We start from the raw sequence: 20,293 nt of genomic DNA on the forward strand, positions 1-20,293 counted from the left end.
CGCTAGCGTTATTATGTCGGGCATTATCGAAAGGTGCTTCTCGTTAGTATCCGGCAATCGGATCGCGACGTCCGCCGGGCGGTTTGGGTTGCGGGCATACCCGAAGCGGACGGCTTCGACGATGCTAGCGTCCGACTACCGGCGTTTGTGCCGAACGGCTTATGCAGGCGAGGACGCTTCTGCCGGAGTTTGCTTCCGGAGTCAGGGTCGCCGGTCGATTCCGGGAAGCCGGTCGCTTAGAGATGGGCTGCGGCACGAAGATGGAAATCGCCGTGCCCACATTTCCTGCAAAACGTAGAATACACGTCGTTCCGTCTACAAATATTGAACGACCATGTCTCGCACGGAGAAGTTTGATAGTCCCGCCTCTGAATATCGGGCAACGCAGTAGCTGGTACGCGATGAGAGTGATAAGCGAAAAACCCACGAAGCGGTAATCGAAAGCGAGCGACGATTCCGATTGCTCGTTGACGGCGTCTCTGATTATGCGATTTACATGCTGTCACCCGGCGGACTTGTGACCAACTGGAATAACGGCGCAAGGCGCATCAAAGGTTACACCGCACAGGAGGTGATCGGCTCGCATTTTTCCCGATTCTACACGCCGGAGGACGCTACTTCCGGCTTGCCTCAGCGCGCACTTGAGACCGCAACCCGCGAGGGACGTTTCGAATCAGAAGGATGGCGCGTACGACGAGACGGAACTCGATTCGTTGCCCACGTCATCGTTGATGCCATCCGCGACGACTCCGGCATCCTGCTGGGATTTGCGAAGATTACTCGAGACGTCACTGAAAAGCGCGAAGCCGACAAGCTTCTCGAGGAAACAAAAGCCGCGCTTTTCCGTGCGCAAAAGATGGAGGCAATTGGCAGACTTACGGGAGGCGTGGCCCACGACTTCAACAACGTACTGCAGGTTTTGCGCGGCAACCTCGAACTCTTGCAAACCCGCTGCGCCCGGGATCAGTGGTCAATGGAGCGCGTCGGAAACGCAATTCAGGCAGTCGAACGCGGCGCAACGCTCGCCTCACAACTATTGGCGTTTGGCCGGCGCCAGGCGCTTCGCCCCGAGCCGGTGAACCTCGGCGCCATGGTCCGCGGCACGGATGACTTGCTGCGTCGAGCACTTGGAGAAACCATCGAAGTCGAGACAGTGGTGTCCGGCGGTCTTTGGAATGCTTTCGTTGACGTTCACCAGCTCGAAAATGTTCTCTTAAATCTGGCAATCAACGCGCGTGATGCCATGCCCGATGGCGGCAAACTGACATTGGAGTTGGCAAACGCGATGCTCGATGACAACTATGTGCGCTCGCTCTCGGATGTGCCGGCTGGTCAATACGTGATGCTCGGCGTGACGGATACCGGGTCAGGGATGTCGGCCGATGTGCTCGAGAAGGCGTTTGACCCGTTCTTCACGACAAAGCCTGAAGGTCAGGGAACGGGATTGGGCCTCAGCATGGCTTACGGCTTTATCAAGCAGAGTGGCGGACACATCCGGATCTACAGTGAACCGGGACACGGCACGACAGTACGAATCTATCTTCCGCGAACGTCGGCGGAAGCGAGCGAGCAGGCGACACGGCTCAACGCCCCGACGATGGGCGGCAGTGAGACGGTGTTGGTAGTGGAGGATGATCAGAAGGTACAAGCGACGGTGATCGCGATGCTCACTGATCTTGGATACACCGTGCTTAAAGCGGACAACGCTGACCAGGCCATCGTAGTGCTCAACAGTGGCGTTCATGTCGACCTTCTCTTCACGGACGTAGTCATGCCGGGGACGTTGAAGAGTCCCGAAATGGCCCGACGTGCGGTGCAGCTACAGCCGCATTTGCGCGTCCTCTTTACCTCGGGTTATACACAGAACGCAATTGTTCACGGCGGCCGTCTGGACCCCGGCGTCGAACTGCTCACCAAGCCCTACAGTCGTATGGAACTCGCATACAAAGTCCGACAGGTTCTGGGCTCTGAGGGAAAGCCTCTGTTGGGCGAAGCGGACGCTTTCTCGCCGAATGACCCCGCAGTCGCCGAGCATATCGCTCTCCGGGTTCTCGTCGTCGACGATGACGAGCCGACATGCGACGCAGTGAGTGAACTGCTGCAAATGCTGGGGCACCATCCTATCACCGCGCCCGGCGCCCAAGCCGCTCTGGACGCAGTCGAGAACGCTGCGTTCGATGTACTACTCACCGATGTCCATCTGCCCCACATTTCTGGTGTCGAACTGGCTCGTCGCGTGGCTAAGGTACAAACGGGCATCTCAGTCATCTTCGCATCCGGGGATACAGTTCAAGACATAACCCCGGGCGACTTCCCTTGGCAAAGCCTTCGCAAACCTTACACGATTGACCAGTTAGAGGCAGCGCTTCGCCAAGCGCGGCAGGACGACGCATGACTGGGTATGCTGCCGGGAGGGGCACGCCCGCCGTGAAATTCAATTCCTCTAGCTTGTCCATATACTTTTTTCCGACAGCGCACAGTTGACGGGCCTACCGTCATCGGTTGCCCAGATGGTCTTTACAAGATCGTCGCGGCGTCCCGGGAATGAACACATCGCTGCCAAGCGGATTCTCTTCGAGTGCAGTTTGCACCTTCGCAGCCAGAGCCGGAAAAACACTACGCATCGCGGTTACACCAACCGCAATCCACACGCGCGTAACTGTTGGATCTCCGAGCATGATCGCACGCTCTTCAGAACCGTACGTAGCATTTCGGCATCGACTATGCCATCGACCTTGACCACCGTCCTGCCGTTCCGAACTTCGGTCGTGCCACCGGTCGGGGCGGGCTTCACGATCTCCTGCTCCTGTTCGACCGACGGTGTCGGCGTGATGGTGCCAGGCGCGCCGCTTACGACTGTCACCAGAACAAGCTCGGTTGATCCTGCGAGCAGCTCGGCCCGAGACCGGCGTCGCTACCTAAACGCTGCGCATGCCGGAAGGCTGCGAGTGCGTTGGTCGCCCTCGCCGGCCATGCGCACGTGTAGGTACCAAATATAGGTGTTGCGGATGACTTGCTTGATGGCAGGCTGCCGCCCGCGCAATACTTCGCGGGTCCTACAAGCGGCGGGCGGCGATATCATCACGTGAAACGAAACACGAGTCTTCCACGGCGAACGCCACAACGTCCGACGCGCGGCGGCGCTTTTCGCGATGTCGCGCATCGAGCACAACTTTAATTGGATCGGCACGCGGCGAGGACCCGCGTCATCGCTTGACATCGTCCGGCACGCGGCTGCCGTTTTCTGCGAGCTTTTGCATGACCGCGCGATGCAGCCACGTGTTCATCGCCGCAGGATCCTCCGTGCTGCCGGCGTATTTCAGCTCGTTCGCGAGCTCCTGGCGCGCATCAAGACTGCTGTCAAGGCCAAGAGCTCCATCAGATCGACGATGGAGGTGCCGAGCCGTTCGATGCCTTCGAGCGCATTGCACAATCCTCGGCGGGGCATTGCCGCCGAGTCCATTCAAGCAGCGCATGCGCCCGTGAAGCTAGCGATCCGGGGGAACACATTGGACCGCGGCGTTATAAAGGGGGCCCGTTACCTTCCCCGCTGCCTTCCCCGTTTGCGGGCGCCTGGTCCAATGTGTTGTCGCCCATGCCCAGTTCGCGCGCCAGTTGCTGCTCCGCTATGACCCAGAAATCGGTGGAGCGGCCCTCCGGGCTTCCGGCTTCTTCCCAAAGCCGGTAGGCAAGTGCGCGGATCTGCTCTTCGGTAGCGGAGGTGTTCATGCTCTTTTCCTATGGAGGGATGTTGATTGTCTGACACGCCACGCTCAACGCGAGGCGAGCATGCCCATGACCACGCCGGCCAGTGCGGCCATCGTGATGGCCTTCCAGGGATTCTCGTGCACGAAATCGTCCGTCGTGTCGGCTGCGACCCGGTATTTTCGGCTCATCGCGCCCTGCAGGTCGGCGAGCCTGTTTTTCGCGCTCGCGCGTAGGTCGCTCGATGACGCACCGTCGCTGCTCGTATCCCACGAGTGGGACGCTTCACGAAAACTGCGGTCGTCGTTGTTCGCGAGGGGTTTCTTCTGATCGCCGGATGCCATGCTTGCGCTTGTCGGAAACTCGTAGGTACCATCGGCCCGTTCGGTCTTCAGAGCGTCGACGGGGTTGTGCGCGCGATCGTTGTCAGCCATGCTTGCCTCCCATGGGCATAGTGGAATACGGTGAGGTCGCGGAACGCTTCGAAGGGGGGGTGCATATCGATACTGGGTGCGATCCGTCCATACAACGTGCCAGGTAGCGCAAACGGCGTACCGCCACCGCTGAACAGCGCGGCTATCCAGCGCCTCCATCGCCAACGCACGAGACATGGAAGACGAACAGATGACGGTAGGTCCATCGCTGCATTCGACCGGCGTGATGCGCGCGAAGGGCTTCATACCCCTCTGGACGGCCGGTGCGGTGTCGACCTCCATGATGTGGCTGGAAATGCTGGCCGCCGCGCTGTTCACCTTCAACGCGACGAATTCCGCCGTGGCAGTCGCGATGGTCTCGGCCTGCCGAAGTCTGCCGCTTCTTTTGAGCGGAGCGCTCATGGGTGTGGTCGCCGATGCAGTGAACCGGAAGAAAATTGTGTTCTTCGGTCTGTTGCTCGCGAGCGCCTCGTCCACGACGGTCGCGCTCTTGTCTTTGCTCGGGGCATTGTCTACGTGGCACCTGTGCGCCGCCGCGCTGGTGAGCGGTGTCGTCTATGCCACCGAGATGCCGGCACGACGGCGTATGATCGGCGAGACGGCGGGCGCGTCGCTGGCCTCTCGCGCGGTTGCCGTCGACAGCATGACCAACTACGCGACGCGCTGTATCGGGCCTCTGCTCGGAGGCTGGATTTACGGGGCGCTCGGCGTCGCTACGTCGTATTTTCTCTCGGCGGCGGCGTCTCTTTGCGCCGCCGCGCTCATTTCGCGGCTCGAGTGCATGCAGGCATCGACGGAGCGGCTCTCCTTGTACCGGATTCGCCGTGACCTCAGCGAAGCATGGCGATATGCGCGCGACAGCAGAACGATCATGGCGCTTCTGATTGCGACGATCATCACGAACTTGTGCGGTTACAGCTACAACGTTCTGCTGACGCCTCTGGGAAGAGAGAACTTCAATTTGTCAGCCTTGATGATTGGCGTGCTTTCTTCGGCAGAACCGGCGGGGTCGTTTGTCGCCGGAGCCTTGATAGGAAGCGCTCGCATGCGCGGGCGATCTCTGCGCTGGTTGCTGAGCGGGTCGATCCTGCTTTTCTTGGCGATCGCAATTGCCGGATTCGCAAGCGCGTATCGGTGTTCTCTGGTATTGCTGCTTCTGATTTTCTTTATCGGCGGGCTCGGAAGCGCCGCATATAACATACATCAGACGACCATCGTGATCGAATCCGTGCCCAGTGCCATGCGCAGTCGCGTCTTTGGGCTCGTGACTGTGGGGATCGGATGTTGGCCGATCGGAACGCTGCTGTCGGGCGCGCTTGCAACAGTATTCGGTCCAACTGAAGCGCTGGTAGTCCTGGGTTTGACCGGCATTGCCGGCAATGGCTTTTTGGCATTTCGCGCCGCGCGGGCAAGACTGCGTCGGTAGATCGGCATCGGCGATGCGATGTGGGCGCAATGCCCGCATCCTTAGATCCCGCATGCGCGTCGCGACTCGCTTCAATAATGAGCGAGCGTGTGCTGAGGCTTCGGCACGAACGTGCGAACAGACATATGACACGCTCGCGCTCGACAACAAAATATTGCGGGAAAACGCGCCGCATGCTGTGATTTTGGCCGCAAGATCTTTCCGCGCAGACTCCAGCAGCGGCGGTGAATGTGCTGCCGCCGTATACACCGACAGCAAGGCGGCGCAGACGCCAAGTTAGATAGGCCCGACACGCAAGTGGGCCTCGAACTTCGTACTGAACAGATCATTCTCAGCCACTTCCGAACGCAATTCGCGCTTGTTGTTTGTCAAACGCGGTTTAACTACTCAAAAGATGCCGAAAATCTCGACAGTGGACGAAAAGCCGACATAGGCGCGACGATTGCTAGCGGACCTTAGCCGACGGGTATCACCCGGACCATTCTGCGCTGCACGCCTCTCGATGAAACGACCCATTCTTGTTGTTGAAGACAATGCACACGATCGCGAACTAACGATCGATGCGTTAGAAAAATGCGGGGTGCGCGCTCAGGTGGAAACGGTCGCCGACGGCCTTGAAGCGCAGCAGTATCTGCGACGTGAGGGAAGGTTTGCCGGGCGCCCAGCCGTTCATCCTTCGCTGATCTTGCTGGATATGAAGCTTCCAGCCATTGACCGGGTGGAACTACTCGGTGTTATACGCTCGACGCCTTCAATCCGCTTCGTTCCGGTCGTTGCGTTGGCCACTTCTGCACGTGCAGTGGATATCGCCGAGGCGTACGAACATCGGGTTAATGCGTACGTCGTCAAAGCTTTCGATTTGCAGGCATACGTGGCGTCAATGGCGGTTGTGGTCGGAGCCTGGTCGAGGAATCGAACACCCCATTACTAAAGCCGCATGGAAGCGCAAGCGGCGACGCCTTCGATCGAGGGTGACAGCTGAGTCTGTTCACCAGCACGTCAACAACTATGACGCCATGAGCAAACCGTCAGATTCAGGCAGGACCGTTACTTTCACGGTCCCCAACCACCTGTTCGACGCCTTCAATGAGACGGCCAACGACTTCTTCGCGACGGCGCACGAGGGTACGACACCCGCGCAGCGTGCCGCCGAAATCCGCGCGCAGGACAAGGATGCGGGCGTTGACTCGCTCGCGACGTTGCTCGATGTGGCACAGGGCGACGCGGGTCAAGCGGGGGTGATCGCGCGTTTCCTGGCCGGGCTCTATAACGGAGCAGACTTCCCCTTTGATCTGACCGAACTGCGCGGGCTCGACGACGATCTGTTCGAACATTGCTTGGCGGTGCTTCGGCTGGACCATCGGCCAGCGGTAGAGGTTCACAACTATTTTCCGGGCGGCGCCGTGCGATGGCAGACGATGATCAATCAGTGGGGCATCGGCGCGCGTAACACTGCACCGCCGACAGCGGATGCAGGAATTGGCAGCCAGACCTACGAAGCGGAATACGTGGCCTATAGCGACGCACCGGGCTATCGAGACGTGACGCTTTTTGTTGCACTTCACATTGAGTCGCACACCGAGAAGGCGCTCGGATTCCACCTATCTGCAGACCACTGCGCCAGGCTGGCTGAAGACCTGCTTTCAGTGCATCGCGACGCGTGGGACAGGGAGAGCGGAATGGCCCTCGACGCGAGCGATACCGAGACCCGACCCTCGTGGCTACGGTTGACGCGGATTGCGTAAATGGAACGCCGCTTTAGCTGGAAGTCGCGACTTGTGCAGCGTCAAGTCGACGGCAATCGGGTGTCGCCGCCAGCCGGAGGGTCGCCGTCATGCCTCGCCCGAACGCCGTCACGAGTTCAAGCCTGCCGCCGAGTCCTTCGAGCATCTTTCGCACGGTCCGCAACCCGATATTCTCGCGAAGTTCCCGCGTCGGCGAGCCCTAACCTTTGTCAGAGAGGCTCACCACGTAATCGGCCTCGTCCACAAGTTGCAACGAAATCGCACTCTTGCCGGGGCGACCGGCAAACGCGTGTTCTACCGAGTTTGTGACGAGCTCATTGACGATGATTCCGACGGTAGTGCACGCATCGACGTCGACCTTGATGCCGAATTCGAGATCGATCTTAAGCTAGATCCCGCTCTCCCCGAGGATATAGCTGACCGCGTCGGTGTGCGAAAAGGGAGTCATCTAGCCTGTCATCGTGCGCACGCTCACCGACGGCGGTTTCAGACTCGTCGCTGGCAGCGGCAGATACAAGGCGGCGCTTGCGGGGCACGGCGACGACTATGAGGTTCCGGTCGCAGGAAATAAAAGCCTTCTTGGTATTTGAAATGTGTGGTTAGCCGCATAAGGATGTATGTGACCGGCGAGGTAGAGATCCTGCTTTGAAACGCGATAGATCACTGGGTACACGGGAACTCCGCGCGAAAGGGTTCAAACGTCGGCACTGTCTAAATATACCCCCTGAACCTATGAAGCCGCCGAGTTCTGTTGGAGTACGAGTAGCAGCTGGGCGGCACACTGACTCTCGCTATTCGCTGGTTTATTTCAACTTCGGATGTCTACACCATACGACTACGGCTCCCGAAATCGCCCCGGTATCTTGGGCAGTTAAAGAAAGCCCACGTGATCCAGGCGGTGCCGATCACCAAGCCATGCCGATGGTCTCATTTGGTCATGCCGCTGCTTTAAGCGGTCTTGGCAAACTAGACGGAGGCAGCAACAGGTAGATTGATCTGTGAAGGTCAATTTGAATTCGAAGAGAAGAAGTCAGGTGATTGCGACCTTGAGGCCGTGCGCGTTGATGGATCAACGACAGCAATGGCCGATCAAGTGGCGGCAGACGCGACAGCATGAATGGCCGTTCCATCGTCGAAACGGCCATTGAGGTGGCGCCAAGCCGAACGTCTCTGATGGGTCGCAGGACTAAACCGCTCGCGCTGTAGGGGGCTACGGTCCGACGCTGGTGGTCAGGGAGAGGCCGGTCACCCGGCTTTATGTTGGCGAATGAGGCAATCCGCCTCGTTCCTCAACAGGAGCCGAATCATGACCTCCTTACCGACAAACGCCGGCCCACTGCGCCAGCGCATGATCGACGACATGCGCATGCGCCAACTTGCCCCCAAGACGCAGGACACCTATCTGCACATCGTGCGTGAGTTCGCCAGGTTTCTCGGGCGCTCACCTGACACGGCCACGGTCGAGGACCTGCGCCGCTAACAGCTCTATATGGTCGACCACGGCACTTCGGCCGTGTCGCTGAACCACGCGATTGCCGGCCTGAAGTTCTTCTTCACAGTCACGCTCGACCGCCCCGAGCTGATGGTCAGGATGCAACCGGTGCGCGTGCCCCGCATATTGCCCGTCGTGCTCAGTCCCGATCAAGTGCGGCGACTCATCGAGGCGGCCGGCAACCTGAAGCACCAGACCGCACTGTCGGTCGCGTACGGCGCGGGGCTATCCACGTGATCCAGGTGCTGCTCGGCGATGCAAAACTCGAGAACACCGCGCTCCACGTCCAGGTGGCCACGCATGCGAGGCGCTTGCAATTGGCGCGCGTGCAGCGGTGGCATAAGCACAGCAATCAACTCTGCTGCGGCCAACTTCCAGTCGCACGGCGTGACTCGCGGCAAATGAATACCACGACGCGCATGCGCAACTACTGCCGATTCAAGGGCAGATGATCGAGGTAGGTGTTGATGAAGATGTTTGAGAGCAGCTTCGCGCTCGCATTGCTCTTGGGCAGCGGCGAGGGCTGAGCGCTCGCCGTGACGATGGTCGACTCGCCATCCTTCTTCCCTGCATATTTGAAGCGGTTGTGTTCGATGACAGTGAGTCTTGACGGCTCGTAATGTAGCGTCTCGCTGCGTTTTTCACCGGCGCGCTCAAGCACGCGAACGCGGACGTCTGTTCGTCGCTCAGGTCATATCCGATGCGCATGCGCGGCAGGTTTTTTGGCAACGCGGGGCGAAACCTTGAGACGCCTTAGGAGTCGTATCGCGCAGCCATTGAAGTGTGTCGCGTTCCGCAGTATCTTCGAGCTTTGTCCTTCCGCATCAACCGACTCTCACAATATGGAAGTGTCATCGAGCGTCGCAGACCGTGACCATGAGAGCCCGAAAGTCGGCACGCCGGCGTGGCTCCGATACGAAGTGAAGCGCTACCTCGATAGTGGCGACTACGACAGCAACTTCGCGGGCTGGCCGGGCGACAATTTTATCGACGTCGCGCAACGGGCTACGCACTGCTTGCGAACAGCGCTTGTGGAAGAGACGCTTCGGCGAGCGCATGGCTTGGGCAGCCAGGCGAGCGTGCCAGGCAATCTGAACGCCTGGGCCCGCGACAAGCTTTCGCCGATGGTCAATGGACTGTTTCCCGCCGATGAACACTGCATCATCTTGGACACACTGGCTCGCAGCGTCGTGTTTCTCACCCCGGACAACGTCGCCGCAGTCCTCGCGCGGCAAACGTGGTTGTCGACATCATGGGACGTCGCCAACATCTATCTAGCGAGTGTCGGTGCCCCTGGCCTATCGCAAGAGGCGAACGGCATCGTTGGGCTGAGCGAAGAGACAACTTGTTTTGTCTCTACGATGTACTTTGAGGAAACTGACCCGTTTGCGGATTTCGTCGTCCACGAGGCGGCGCACATCTTCCACAACTGCAAACGAGCGACCGTCGGGCTAAACGAGAAACGTCGCAAGGAATTTTTGTTGAACATCGACTATTCGAAGCGCGAGACTTTTGCTTACGCGTGCGAGGCGTACAGCCGTATCATCTCGCTGGCTGAAGGCACCCGACAACGGCAAGCGGCGCTCGCGCTTCACGCCAAAGCCTCGTTGCCGGCGGATGATCGTGTGGATCACGACGAGTATCTCGACATTCTCGGTGAGGCTGTGCGCGCCCGTAATGGATGGCAAAAAATCCTCAAACGGTGTGCGCCGCGTCAGGAACGATGATACTCACGGAGATGCCGGAAGCGGCACGTGGGTCTACCGGCTCTCCGACGGGGGTTAGTGCAGACCAATGGCCGATCGGCGCTTCTGTTTTCCACAGGCTTGCCCACAAATTCTGTGGATAACCGGATAACCTCAAGGCGGGATGGCGCTACAGCGGACTTTTGATGTGTCGTCCTCGCCGATGAACGGCGGAAAGCACGCGCGCATACCCGTGTTGTTGCACGCATGGCGTCGAATCGCGGCCCTGCACGGCCGGGAGCAATGGCGAGCGTTCTATCAGCACAGTGGCTTAGATTCAAGACTCAAGAGTCACATTGCTACGACCAGGTCGGGGGCGCGTTGCCAAATAGTTCGCGACCAGGCGGTGGGTGTACTGGGTCCGCTTTTCTCCAATGATCAGAACGAGTTTCGCGACATCGTCAACCGTTTCTCCAGTGAGCCTTCGCTCAAGCACCGGTTGCACTTTATCAGTCCCTGGCGCGCATGGCAGACGCTGTCTGTGCCGTTGAGCATCCGTGACGGCGTTGTGATTTTCGATCAGGTGCAACAATTCTCACGGGCCAAGCTCCCGCTGTGATGAAACGTCATCGGTTGGCCCCGCTTCTGCGCAACCGCGCAGCGCGCTTTTATACCCATTTGTCGATCGCATCACTTCACAGACTCCCACACGAAACCCGAATAGCCGTTAATTTCTACCTTCTCGCGCGAGTACCCCGAAACTTTGCAACGGCAACTGTTCAGATGGCCTTGTCTTCGCTCATCTGACATCTACAATTCAAGCTATCGAAGGTACTGTCGCTCTTCATCAAACCCTACGTTAGCATGCGTCAAAGTAGGCCTACAGATGCGGGCTACGAAATGCGTGACATTGATCCTGCTTAGGCTCCGCAAACAACAACGAAAATTGCTTCCAGATCAGCGAGAACCGGCAGGCTATGCTTAATTCGCTCCGAGGCCTCCATCAGGTAGGGTATGTGTTCTAGTCGTTCACGCCCATCATCGGCTCAGCCTGAAGGTTTGGCCGTGCAAACACCGTGAACTTGTTTTCTCAGTTGGCCATGTTGTTCTCAGAAGTTCAGCTCGTCGAGCTCGGCCGCGCTCAAGCCGCTCACTCGGGTTCTTCGTTCACGAGCAGCTTGCGCAAGTAATGCAGGGTCCTTTTGCTCGTAAAGACTCTCGAGCGTGGTTCCCGGCGCGATGGCTTCGAGGTAGCGGAAAATCTGCCCTACCGCGAGACCCGGGTCTCCGTGCTCCAGCCGATAGACGGTGTTGCGCGACAATCCAGCCCGAGCGGCTGCATCAGTTTGCTTGACACCTCGCGCGACGCGCAGGCGGCTTAAAAGCTCGCCGAGTTGTCGGCTTTGCTTGAGCAAGAAGGGCGGAAGGCTAGCTGTCTGGTCAACTTTCATGTTCGTCAAATCGGCCAATAAAGCCGATATGCTCGATTAAACGAGCAATTGGTCGATTGGGTGCAAGCCCGGGTCGCGCGAGTTTTGGCATTAGCACCCAGTCGCCTACAGCCGGGAGTCTGCACACAATGCTTTTTCCGAGACCCTATCCCGACGAGCTTTTGGGAAGTCTATTGATTCGGTCTTCGCGTCGTCTCGGTCTTTCCGTGGAAACGATGGTTCAGATTTCAAGACTTGTGCCCCCAAGATACCCGTCCTTCATTGTGCCAGGCAACCTGTTGCGTTTATCGGACTACACGGCTACATCGGCTGCCGATCTGCTGGAAAAGCACACGCTCTTTGCGTTCGTATGTTTGACCTACGATACGTCGGAGATCGCAGTTCTACGACGGGCAGCAATCCATGGCGATGGACTTCAGTCACGTTCTGCGTACGGGGCGCAATTCACAAATCGAAGTCGACGCGTATCGTTCAGGCGATATTGTTCAGCTTGCGCGGCTCAGGATGAGCGCGAGTTTGGCGAGGCTTATTGGCACAGAACACACGCCGTTCCTGGCGTGCTGACATGTCCGAAGCATAATTCGCGGCTACTAGAAACCTCAGCATATCTTCCTGATGGATTACGGAAAGAAACAGTTTTTCTGCCGAGCGAAACTCATACGTTACGTCCTTGGTTTTGCGCATCCAAAAGCGTTCTACGGCTTCTGTGCGTGCTCGCTTCTGAAGCCCTGCAACTTGAGCCGGGAAGTTGGCGGGACTGTGCCGAAGGATACGTTGCTGCGCTGCGCGCTCGAGGGTACGAAGACCTTCGCGACCGCGAGACCCGCCGGCGGCTGATAACTGAATGTGAGCAATTCTTCGGCAAGCAACTTTTAGATGCGTATGGTTTATCGCTGGCACAGCCGGCTACAACAACTTGGCTTATGCGACTCACATTGGGTGGACGCCCGCACCGACAGCCGACTCTATCCCACGTTTTTCTGCGATGCTTCCTCGAGGCGGCACAAACTTTCCGCCGTTAACAGATCGCGGCCAAGGTCCTCCTTGACGTCTGCTCCTTTCGAGCCGCAACCTTCGAAATTGATTGGCTCCGCCAATGACTGAGCGTGACGCAGACCGATTCACGAGAGACTTCGAATTGCGCTGAGAAAGCGTCGAACCTTTTTTCGCGAGACTGTCGGCCAACTCGTTCATTCGGTGACCGGCGTGGCCACAAACGTAGTGGAAATTGACGATGCGGTGACGGTTGACCGCGTCAGAGAGAAAATCCCAGTGCTCGAGATTCATCCCCTTCCGGAATTGCCCGCGCATGGTCTTCACGACGTAAAGCGAGTGGGTGTGGACGTCGACGATCGAGCCTTGCGGCAAATCGTTCAAACCAGGGTATTCGGATTTTCGTGTGGAAACGGACTCACAAGGTTCGGTTAACTTCACATAGTCCGCCCAGAGCGTAAAGTACTCATTAGACAGCGCTACCTTACAGAGTTCCACACAATCATCCGAACAGCCCAAGAAAACAACGTTGCGCATTCATCTCGTCTCGCCCCTTCCACAATTCGTCGCCCAAGGTGCCGTTGTGCAGTAGCATTCAGGTGAAAGGCGATCATGCGCGGCTGGCTTGCCGCCGGCATGTCGAAGGTCCCAAGCCATCGTCGCGCTCAACTCGCGCTGGAGACTTGTCATGTCCTTTCTGACTCAATTCGAATCTTTGATGCTCCAGCGAGGCGTCGCGCTTGAGACGTTGGCCGAACGCATGAGCATGTCGATGCCTGCTCTGAGTTCCGCCCTAGTGGGGACTGACAGTGAAGCGAACTCAACATTGTCTGCGCTGGCCGCAGCGATGGAGGCCGAGTGGATTCTTGTTCCGAAAGAACATGTCCGAGAGTTACAGCGATTGCTGGAGAGAGACGGAACGGCCCCAGACTATTCCGCGCTTAGCGCCGCTGAACTGTTTCTCCGGTCGATTTCTGACAGGCATTATCCTTAACCTCAGACTCTAGCTCGAGAATTCAATTGCCCATGTCATGCAGGGTTCCGAACCGTCGTCACCGATAACTCGTTGTCACTGCGCCGGTCTCATGCTCGTCTCCACACTTAGCAGTGGGTTCTCGACATGCAGGCTCTGCGTCGGTGAAAGGGATCTCTCGCCGATGCTTGAAGCCGAGCTAGAACATTTCTTTTCCGCAAAAGCGAAGCGACGACAACGAAGCGTGCCTTGGTTGGGGAAAGCAAAAAGCCAAAGCAGCATGTTCAACGTGCATGCCGTCCAGGCGGGCAGAGACTCTCTAGGTTACCAAGAGAGTCTTGAATTTTGGGCAAAACGCCCCCTTAGCCAACCGTGATGAGGTTGGGCCGGGGGAGTTTCGCCCTTTGACGGGCATCACGGTCGGCGTACATCGCCGTGACTCAATCGAATTATTCGAGGGCATGTGCGCCTCGCTGTTCCCCTTCCGACTGTTCCTCCCAGGGTCGCACCCATGAACGTCCGCTTGGTGCACTTCGCTGGCCGCGGCGTATTGAGCCCCCTCCTCCAGCAAAGAAGGTAGGGAAGCCGGTTTATATCGACGAGGAAATCGCGGGTTACGCCGCGCGACGGACCGCGTCACACGGCGTATCTGTTGCGTTCTCGCGAAGCCACGACTGCAGTTGCCGCTGGGTGGTTATCGAACCCAAAGCCACGTCGGCGCGTGTCACGAGGAAGTTTTTCCAGCGGGCAACTGGGACCGCCGACACTGTCACATCAAGCGCAAGCCAGCGACGAACGCCGGTCGTTTGCGCGTGGCGAAGAACGCGCATGACCCTACGTTGACCCTCCTCATAGCCGTCCAGCCCCTCGCTGAATAGCTTGGTACTTCCGACAACCCGCTTTCGCAAGTCCGTTGGGAGAAGGTTCGACGTTAGCGTTTCGCCGAGGGTATCAATCCAGCCGCAACTTAGAACGATCTGCACGGACGGATACGGGCGCAACAAGTCGGCAAGCAACCTCGCATACTCGAAGGTTTGCTGTCCGCCGCGAAGGCGAATGTTTCCCTCTCTGTCCATCGTCGCCGCGCCAACATGGAGAACGCCGCCGAATCCCAAGTAGATAACCGGCTTGCTCCAGTCAACATGGTTCAATGTTGCGTGCATATCGTCGATTCCCAAGTCCCACAGCTTGTCAGCACGGAACGCCGGCAAGCCGTCCGTGGCGGCAAGCACCGGGGTTTCGCGCCCAATACACCCAATTACCACCACATAAAGGAGATTTTAATCCCATATATGAGATTATACGCAACAAGGTGAGCCTTTGCAGGCGTTCGTTGTGCGCAGGTTCAATGTAAGTCTTAGAGGTAAGTCGAAACGGGCGAAGGGTGCTTATGCTGCCCCTGATGGGCCTAACGGCGCCCCGTCTAGCCCGCGTGATGATGGTTCTACCTTACAGGGATCCCGTGCGGCGGCTCGCGAGAAGCGTCTTCGTAACGGTAATGAAGCGCCATCGCTCCTACACGAAAATCTGATCACCCTTTCCCGGGAACGTGTGTCAAATCGAGCTTGACGTCGACTCGCCCGAGGGCCCGCATGCATTGAAGGAAGAACGCGAAGCTAAAGCTTCCGCGAGACAGTTTGTTCGCGATGGCGCGCTCTGTTTCGTCCACACCGATGTCTGTAAGCATCCGCGCTAACTGGCGATAGCTCACGCCTTGCCGAGCAAGCTCTGCACGCAGGACGTTGCCAGCCATCTGATACCAGTCGGTCATCCGCATAGGGGCGTAGGAAAACGCTCATTATTCCCCGCCCTATGCTGCGTCGCCTCTAAAATCCCATATATGGGATTAATACGTCTAAAACGAGATTTTTACGTCGAAGCGTCGCCGTTGACTCTGCTCGATGTTGCGAATCCGTGGTTTCGACGTCTCTCCGAGTCTTCGCGCTGCATCACGCCGACTATCTCCTCCAATACCTCAACGACATTTAGGCGGTCGGCGTTCAGCACCACCCGATAGCGACCTAGAGTTCGCTCGCGAAGATAGACGCTTGCGAAGCAGACCCGACCGAGAACCGCAATGTCGAGCCTTGCGTCAACGAGTTCCTGCGAGCATCCGGCTGATTTGCGGGTGATGAAAGCCGTCGTTCGTGTTGCATACGGATACGGCGCCTCAGGTGCGATGTACCCCCCAGACCCCATAGCGTTAGCTGCTCGGACCCAGACACAGCGCCGAGGATCGACCTCGTCAATAGCCACATACGCTGGCACTTGAACTGGCGCCGTCGAATGGGCACCGAGGTAGACCGTCACTATCGTTCGGACCCATTCCGACGCCCAAGTGCTGGCAATCTCTCGTACCAAGCGAAATTGTGTCTTGTTATGTAACGCCTCGACAGGCGACTTTCCCCGAAGCGCCTCATGGCCTGAGGTTAGAAACGAAAGCCGCGCACCGGGTGGGGCCGGGCGGATAATCCTGCACAGAGAGAAAAGCCGGCGTCGGTCGAGCTGTGGTTCCGACAGGATTACTGGAAAAGACTTTTCATTTCCGCATCCAAGGGAAAAGACGCTGCCCTTGGAAAGAAGCGAGTTGAGCATTTCCTCGCTTAAGCCCAAGCGGGCACGAAACTCGAAGCGCGTGATGACTTCTTCGCTGAGGTTCATCGGCCATATGCCTCGGAGGATGTCGCACACTTCCCCTCCGACGTACCTAGCCGCAGGGTGTAGATGAAGCCAGCCTCGGTCGACCTTGTGCCGCCCAGTCAACCGTCCGCCTCAAGCTGCGAGATGTCGATCAGCGTGCCCGGGCCGAAATCACAACAAGAATTGCAGCGCTCGCCGCGCCATAATCACTGCATCGTCGCCAACCACGTACCGAACGCGAAAATCGAATTCAGTAGCGCCAGACGGTCGAACAGTTACGTCCGCCACGTCGGCATCGCACCTTACGTCAACGCGAGTGACGGCTGGATTGACATCGCGCACAAGCGTGGCACCGACACTTTCGTAGACAAACAACGTCGTCTGCGTTGCTGACGGATAAGGACCGGGCGGCGAAGGTTTCGCCAGCGCATCGAGCGCACGCGCCCAGATCGAGCCTCCCGAAGCATCTGACACGCCATCGCATACCAAGCTGCACGACGGACCTTCGCAGTCGCCCAGATATAACGAAACGTGGGTGAAACGATTGGGATCAGAACAGTTACTTTCGCGGGCGCTGCTCATAAGCATTCGGTACGGTCAGACAGGCGCGCCGAGCTACGCTATCAGTGTTGCCTGCTCACCGTCGTTCATCGGCGCGGTCCTTGCGCGGCGCCGACCAGATCGTCGGAGCGACGGTTGCTGAAACAGCCATTTCAGTGTCCGTCGGATAATGCCGAAGGAGGCCGATTGCAACACTGCGCACCAACCCTGCGATGGATGTCTGCTCGCCCTCGGCCAGCGTCTGCAGAAACCAACGCGTGTCGAGCACCGCACGAGTCCGGTCACTTGGCGAAGTCATGCGGTCCTCCGGCGCGAAAAGGTGCGTCGCATCGAAGTAATCTCCAATGCGGTTTCTAAAACAGTAGATGGACCATACGGATTCAGCGGGCCTGGGCAAACCACTGTCGCCATTAAGCCGATAGAAACGGCCGGAGGTGGTGAGCCCTCTTCTATCCCTACAGTCAAACGATACGATTGGCGAACTTACTCGACCAACGCGCGTCACTTCGTTGAAGCCGACGAAGTGGAAACCGCCGCTTGGCACGATTGCCAACACGCGCCATTCAACCAGTCCGATTTCCAGCTCGACTGAAGCCGAGCAAATATCCGACGTTGACATGAGACTCAAACCGGAAGGAGCAGGCTTGCCTTTCATCTGCGAATTTGCGCTGAATCGTGGGCAACCTGCTGAAGGAGACGCGCGAGCTTGTGTAATTAGACTTATAGCCTGCGACGGAGCGTGTATTTCTACACGTCTCTCGGATTATATACAACGTCGCGAAACTTGCAAGGAATGGAAGTCGACTGGACTTCAGGAGCCCGCCCTGCCCGCTAAGGCAGCGACGTTCAAAGACGAGAAGTCGAGGAACGATCGAACGTCCTCGAACCGGCAAACAGTGGCGCATTGAAAAAACAACGCCGCGGAAAAAATCCCTTCCTCACCTTGTATTCGCAGGTTCTCAGGCTGAATTTCGATGCCGATCTCCGAGAGTCGCCGCGCAAGGAGCCGCCAATCAAGCCATGGCTGTTGCGACATCAAGTAGCTCAGTAGGCTACAAGCGCGGACCTCCCATGTACCAGCCGCCTCCAGCCTCTGCGACCAAGCCTCCGTGCAATCGACCCGCGCCGCCACGAGCGCTTGAAGGAAGAAGGTGAAACGAAAAGTGCCTCGTTGTACTTTTCCCTCAACCGATCGAGCTGACTCCGTGACGCCCATCCGATTAAGCTCTGCGGCAAGCTGTGCATAGCTCACATCTTGACGTGTGAGGGCGACACGGATTGCGCGAGACGCCAGCCTCGCCCATGCCGTCTCAGGCCCATCAGCGTCTTTCGCTTGCATTTGCGTCGACATGTACTACCTTGGTGTGTATATCTGCACGCGCTCTCTAAAAGTCAAAGTCCAATTCAGGGAGCCCTCGACGTCGCTGGTGTACCCACCCCACCCGTTACAAACCTCAGCGCACGTCGCTTCTCAAAAACCGAGCCAAGTCTTTCATGAGCTCCGTCCTATATTTGGGCGTCGAGGGTGTCGTCTTCCCACGACGGACCCGCCCTCAGGTCGCACGCGACTCGTCAGCGTCTCGTAGGCCGCCTACGAATTCCGAACTCTTAGACGAACTTTCAGCCATCGCCGAGGCTGCATCTAACTTGCAAGTGGTTTTGAACGGTTCCTACGTCGTCGACATTGGTTACCGCAGGATTCTGAGCTTGCTACCCCATGGCCTGGCCTCACGGACGGTAGGTGCGACGACTTCGGGAAATCGGCTGCATCGGAAGAACGACCTGCGTAAGCGAGCAGATGTTCTTCGCGCGGACGTCGGCCGTCGAAATCCCCACACATTGACGATCGTCGATGCTTCGCGAAGCGCCATACCCATCGAATACCTGTGCCGCTCAGTGCTTGTTGCCTGCAACAATTCGGCGGCGCTCAGGCAGACGCTCGACCAAATTCAACGTCTTCTGTTACCCGATCACACGGACCTCCCGCCAGAAACCTGACGGCGCCCGGTAATACTCTCACATCTAAAGCGCTCGCGGAACCGCCCACCTAAAACGGTCGTATCCGAGCGGCGGAGTCGCGGCTACGGCTGCGGTTTCCACAGATGTCACCGGATTCGACGGTGCTCAGCCGTAAAGCGGCGCAAACGGCTTTCAATTTTTGGTCATGGAATAGGCATCCGCTGCTGCGTCGAGCAGACACAAGACACTGTTCTAAAACCAATCGTTCGGTCTCAGCTCGTCTAAAACGGCCCGAGTTGCGCCGACCGGCGGCCGGCAGCGCTATACGCTCCAATAACGCGGCGCCGCCGCGTGTCCTTGTGGAGTGAGCGCGATGCCACGTGGTGTCAAGAAGTGGACCGAGGAATTAGTCGCACGACGGATCCGGGAAGGATACGGCGAGGGCGAGGGAGCACAGTACAAGCCGTGGGTCGGCACCGCTGATTTCTCCTCTCTCGGACGTACTCATCGGGCATACAGCCAACGATTTGGCCGCACGATCGAGATGGTGTCCGATGTCGAATGGAACACCTTCGTTTGTCTCGAATTTTGCAGGGACGTAACCGCCGTCTACGAAGGTTTTCCATTGCCTCGGGAGACTACCTTGGAGGTGGCCGCAGCCTTGGGGGTCAAGCACCCCACATACCCAGGCACATCGGTCCCTGCGGTGATGACAGTTGACTTCCTGGTAGCGATTGACCAAGCGGACGGGCCCTGCCTGAAAGCGTTCGACTGCAAGCGCTCCGAAGACGCGGAAAATGAACGCGCCGTCGAAAAGCTACAGATAACGCATGCGTATTTTGCTGGCTGCGACGTGAAGCATCACTTGGTCTTTCATTCGTCGCTTCCAATGCAAAAGGTCCGAAATATCGAGTGGTTTCGCGGAGCGACATGGAAGCCCGGGCAAACCTCTCCATCGTTTGAGCAACTGCACGAGCTGTGCGGGCAGATGAAAAACGAATTCTCTCGTTCGACGCGGCTCGACTCACTAGCCGAATACTGCAATGGTTTTGACCGTCGTCACGGCGTCGCGCCCGGCCTAGGTCTGCGCGTCGCACGCGTGCTCCTCTGGGAGCAAACGCTGCGCTGTGATTTGAATGTCCCGCACCTGGAACAGGCGCCAGTTAGCAGCTTTACGCTGTGCGCTGATGACGAGCAGCCTCCACGCAGAGTCTCAATCGCCTGAACAC

At 58.0% G+C, this 20,293-nt stretch carries 20 protein-coding genes and 3 pseudogenes; 12 read left to right on the top strand and 11 right to left on the bottom strand.

What is annotated here, in order from left to right:
- Positions 1 to 391: 391 nt before the first annotated feature.
- A pseudogene (locus tag BG60_RS20075) lies at positions 392 to 2,395 on the top strand (response regulator); the annotation flags it as partial.
- Positions 2,396 to 3,206: 811 nt separating this feature from the next.
- Here BG60_RS20075 and BG60_RS39605 read toward each other — a convergent pair.
- From BG60_RS39605 to BG60_RS38290, 3 genes and pseudogenes are all read right to left on the bottom strand, one after another.
- Positions 3,207 to 3,397 (bottom strand): annotated as a pseudogene (locus tag BG60_RS39605) (DUF3597 domain-containing protein); the annotation flags it as partial.
- Between the two features lie 125 nt (positions 3,398 to 3,522).
- On the bottom strand, positions 3,523 to 3,729 hold the full coding sequence (locus tag BG60_RS20090) for a DUF2934 domain-containing protein (RefSeq protein ID WP_034472488.1): 207 nt from the start codon (positions 3,727 to 3,729) through the stop codon (positions 3,523 to 3,525).
- Positions 3,730 to 3,773: 44 nt separating this feature from the next.
- Positions 3,774 to 4,139, bottom strand: a complete 366-nt coding sequence (locus BG60_RS38290; protein ID WP_051627146.1) for an ElaB/YgaM/YqjD family protein — start codon at positions 4,137 to 4,139, stop codon at positions 3,774 to 3,776.
- A 175-nt stretch (positions 4,140 to 4,314) separates the two neighbouring features.
- Between BG60_RS38290 and BG60_RS20100 the strand changes: the two genes are divergently transcribed.
- The 4 genes and pseudogenes from BG60_RS20100 to BG60_RS20110 form a co-directional block, all read left to right on the top strand.
- Positions 4,315 to 5,565 (top strand): MFS transporter, encoded by a 1,251-nt coding sequence (locus BG60_RS20100; protein ID WP_034472490.1) that lies wholly within the window; start codon positions 4,315 to 4,317, stop codon positions 5,563 to 5,565.
- A gap of 502 nt (positions 5,566 to 6,067) precedes the next feature.
- Positions 6,068 to 6,496, top strand: coding sequence for a response regulator (locus BG60_RS36980; RefSeq protein WP_035508179.1), 429 nt, complete (start codon positions 6,068 to 6,070; stop codon positions 6,494 to 6,496).
- Positions 6,497 to 6,581: 85 nt separating this feature from the next.
- Positions 6,582 to 7,310 (top strand): DUF7673 family protein, encoded by a 729-nt coding sequence (locus BG60_RS20105; protein WP_034472492.1) that lies wholly within the window; start codon positions 6,582 to 6,584, stop codon positions 7,308 to 7,310.
- Between the two features lie 1,306 nt (positions 7,311 to 8,616).
- Positions 8,617 to 9,030 (top strand): annotated as a pseudogene (locus tag BG60_RS20110) (site-specific integrase); the annotation flags it as partial.
- 199 nt (positions 9,031 to 9,229) lie between these two features.
- On the opposite strand, the gene BG60_RS20115 reads toward BG60_RS20110, so the two are convergent.
- Positions 9,230 to 9,463 (bottom strand): hypothetical protein, encoded by a 234-nt coding sequence (locus BG60_RS20115; RefSeq protein ID WP_034472494.1) that lies wholly within the window; start codon positions 9,461 to 9,463, stop codon positions 9,230 to 9,232.
- Between the two features lie 181 nt (positions 9,464 to 9,644).
- Here BG60_RS20115 and BG60_RS20120 point away from each other — a divergent pair, with 181 nt between their 5' ends.
- The gene (locus BG60_RS20120; protein WP_034472496.1) at positions 9,645 to 10,529 is read left to right on the top strand and encodes a hypothetical protein; all 885 of its coding nucleotides are present in this window, start codon (positions 9,645 to 9,647) and stop codon (positions 10,527 to 10,529) included.
- A 142-nt stretch (positions 10,530 to 10,671) separates the two neighbouring features.
- Positions 10,672 to 11,106: a hypothetical protein gene (locus BG60_RS20125; RefSeq protein WP_152563222.1), complete on the top strand. Its 435-nt coding sequence runs from the start codon at positions 10,672 to 10,674 to the stop codon at positions 11,104 to 11,106.
- A 490-nt stretch (positions 11,107 to 11,596) separates the two neighbouring features.
- On the opposite strand, the gene BG60_RS20130 is transcribed toward BG60_RS20125, so the two are convergent.
- Entirely contained in the window at positions 11,597 to 11,938 is a 342-nt protein-coding gene (locus tag BG60_RS20130; RefSeq protein WP_034472607.1) for a helix-turn-helix domain-containing protein, read from the bottom strand.
- Between the two features lie 128 nt (positions 11,939 to 12,066).
- Between BG60_RS20130 and BG60_RS40160 the strand changes: the two genes are divergently transcribed.
- Positions 12,067 to 12,960: a TnsD family Tn7-like transposition protein gene (locus BG60_RS40160; RefSeq protein WP_075583521.1), complete on the top strand. Its 894-nt coding sequence runs from the start codon at positions 12,067 to 12,069 to the stop codon at positions 12,958 to 12,960.
- Here BG60_RS40160 and BG60_RS36990 read toward each other — a convergent pair.
- Entirely contained in the window at positions 12,869 to 13,468 is a 600-nt protein-coding gene (locus BG60_RS36990) for a ribonuclease HI (RefSeq protein WP_075583522.1), read from the bottom strand. The genes BG60_RS40160 and BG60_RS36990 overlap by 92 nt on opposite strands.
- Before the next feature lie 151 nt (positions 13,469 to 13,619).
- Between BG60_RS36990 and BG60_RS20140 the strand changes: the two genes are divergently transcribed.
- Positions 13,620 to 13,925, top strand: coding sequence for a hypothetical protein (locus BG60_RS20140; RefSeq protein ID WP_051627145.1), 306 nt, complete (start codon positions 13,620 to 13,622; stop codon positions 13,923 to 13,925).
- A gap of 593 nt (positions 13,926 to 14,518) precedes the next feature.
- On the opposite strand, the gene BG60_RS36350 is transcribed toward BG60_RS20140, so the two are convergent.
- The 3 genes from BG60_RS36350 to BG60_RS20155 all read right to left on the bottom strand — a co-directional run bounded on the left by BG60_RS36350 (position 14,519) and on the right by BG60_RS20155 (position 16,565).
- A complete protein-coding gene (locus BG60_RS36350) occupies positions 14,519 to 15,136 on the bottom strand; it encodes an HAD domain-containing protein (protein ID WP_051627144.1) in 618 nt (205 codons plus the stop codon).
- Positions 15,137 to 15,435: 299 nt separating this feature from the next.
- Positions 15,436 to 15,675, bottom strand: a complete 240-nt coding sequence (locus BG60_RS20150; protein ID WP_034472615.1) for a DUF6471 domain-containing protein — start codon at positions 15,673 to 15,675, stop codon at positions 15,436 to 15,438.
- 98 nt (positions 15,676 to 15,773) lie between these two features.
- Positions 15,774 to 16,565, bottom strand: coding sequence for a hypothetical protein (locus BG60_RS20155; protein WP_140401897.1), 792 nt, complete (start codon positions 16,563 to 16,565; stop codon positions 15,774 to 15,776).
- Between the two features lie 123 nt (positions 16,566 to 16,688).
- Between BG60_RS20155 and BG60_RS20160 the strand changes: the two genes are divergently transcribed.
- Positions 16,689 to 16,937, top strand: a complete 249-nt coding sequence (locus BG60_RS20160) for a hypothetical protein (RefSeq protein WP_034472504.1) — start codon at positions 16,689 to 16,691, stop codon at positions 16,935 to 16,937.
- Between the two features lie 244 nt (positions 16,938 to 17,181).
- Here the strand turns inward: BG60_RS20160 and BG60_RS39610 are convergent, their stop codons facing one another.
- Positions 17,182 to 17,760, bottom strand: coding sequence for a BPSL0761 family protein (locus BG60_RS39610; RefSeq protein ID WP_235590068.1), 579 nt, complete (start codon positions 17,758 to 17,760; stop codon positions 17,182 to 17,184).
- 156 nt (positions 17,761 to 17,916) lie between these two features.
- Positions 17,917 to 18,456: a DUF6471 domain-containing protein gene (locus tag BG60_RS39615; protein ID WP_034472510.1), complete on the bottom strand. Its 540-nt coding sequence runs from the start codon at positions 18,454 to 18,456 to the stop codon at positions 17,917 to 17,919.
- Between the two features lie 143 nt (positions 18,457 to 18,599).
- On the opposite strand from BG60_RS39615, the gene BG60_RS40165 reads away from it, so the two are divergent.
- Positions 18,600 to 19,103, top strand: coding sequence for an HAD domain-containing protein (locus BG60_RS40165; protein WP_075583523.1), 504 nt, complete (start codon positions 18,600 to 18,602; stop codon positions 19,101 to 19,103).
- Between the two features lie 334 nt (positions 19,104 to 19,437).
- Positions 19,438 to 20,289: a heteromeric transposase endonuclease subunit TnsA gene (locus tag BG60_RS20175; RefSeq protein WP_034472513.1), complete on the top strand. Its 852-nt coding sequence runs from the start codon at positions 19,438 to 19,440 to the stop codon at positions 20,287 to 20,289.
- Positions 20,290 to 20,293: the final 4 nt, after the last annotated feature.

The sequence above is a fragment of the Caballeronia zhejiangensis genome, assembly GCF_000698575.1.
Lineage (GTDB): Bacteria > Pseudomonadota > Gammaproteobacteria > Burkholderiales > Burkholderiaceae > Caballeronia > Caballeronia zhejiangensis.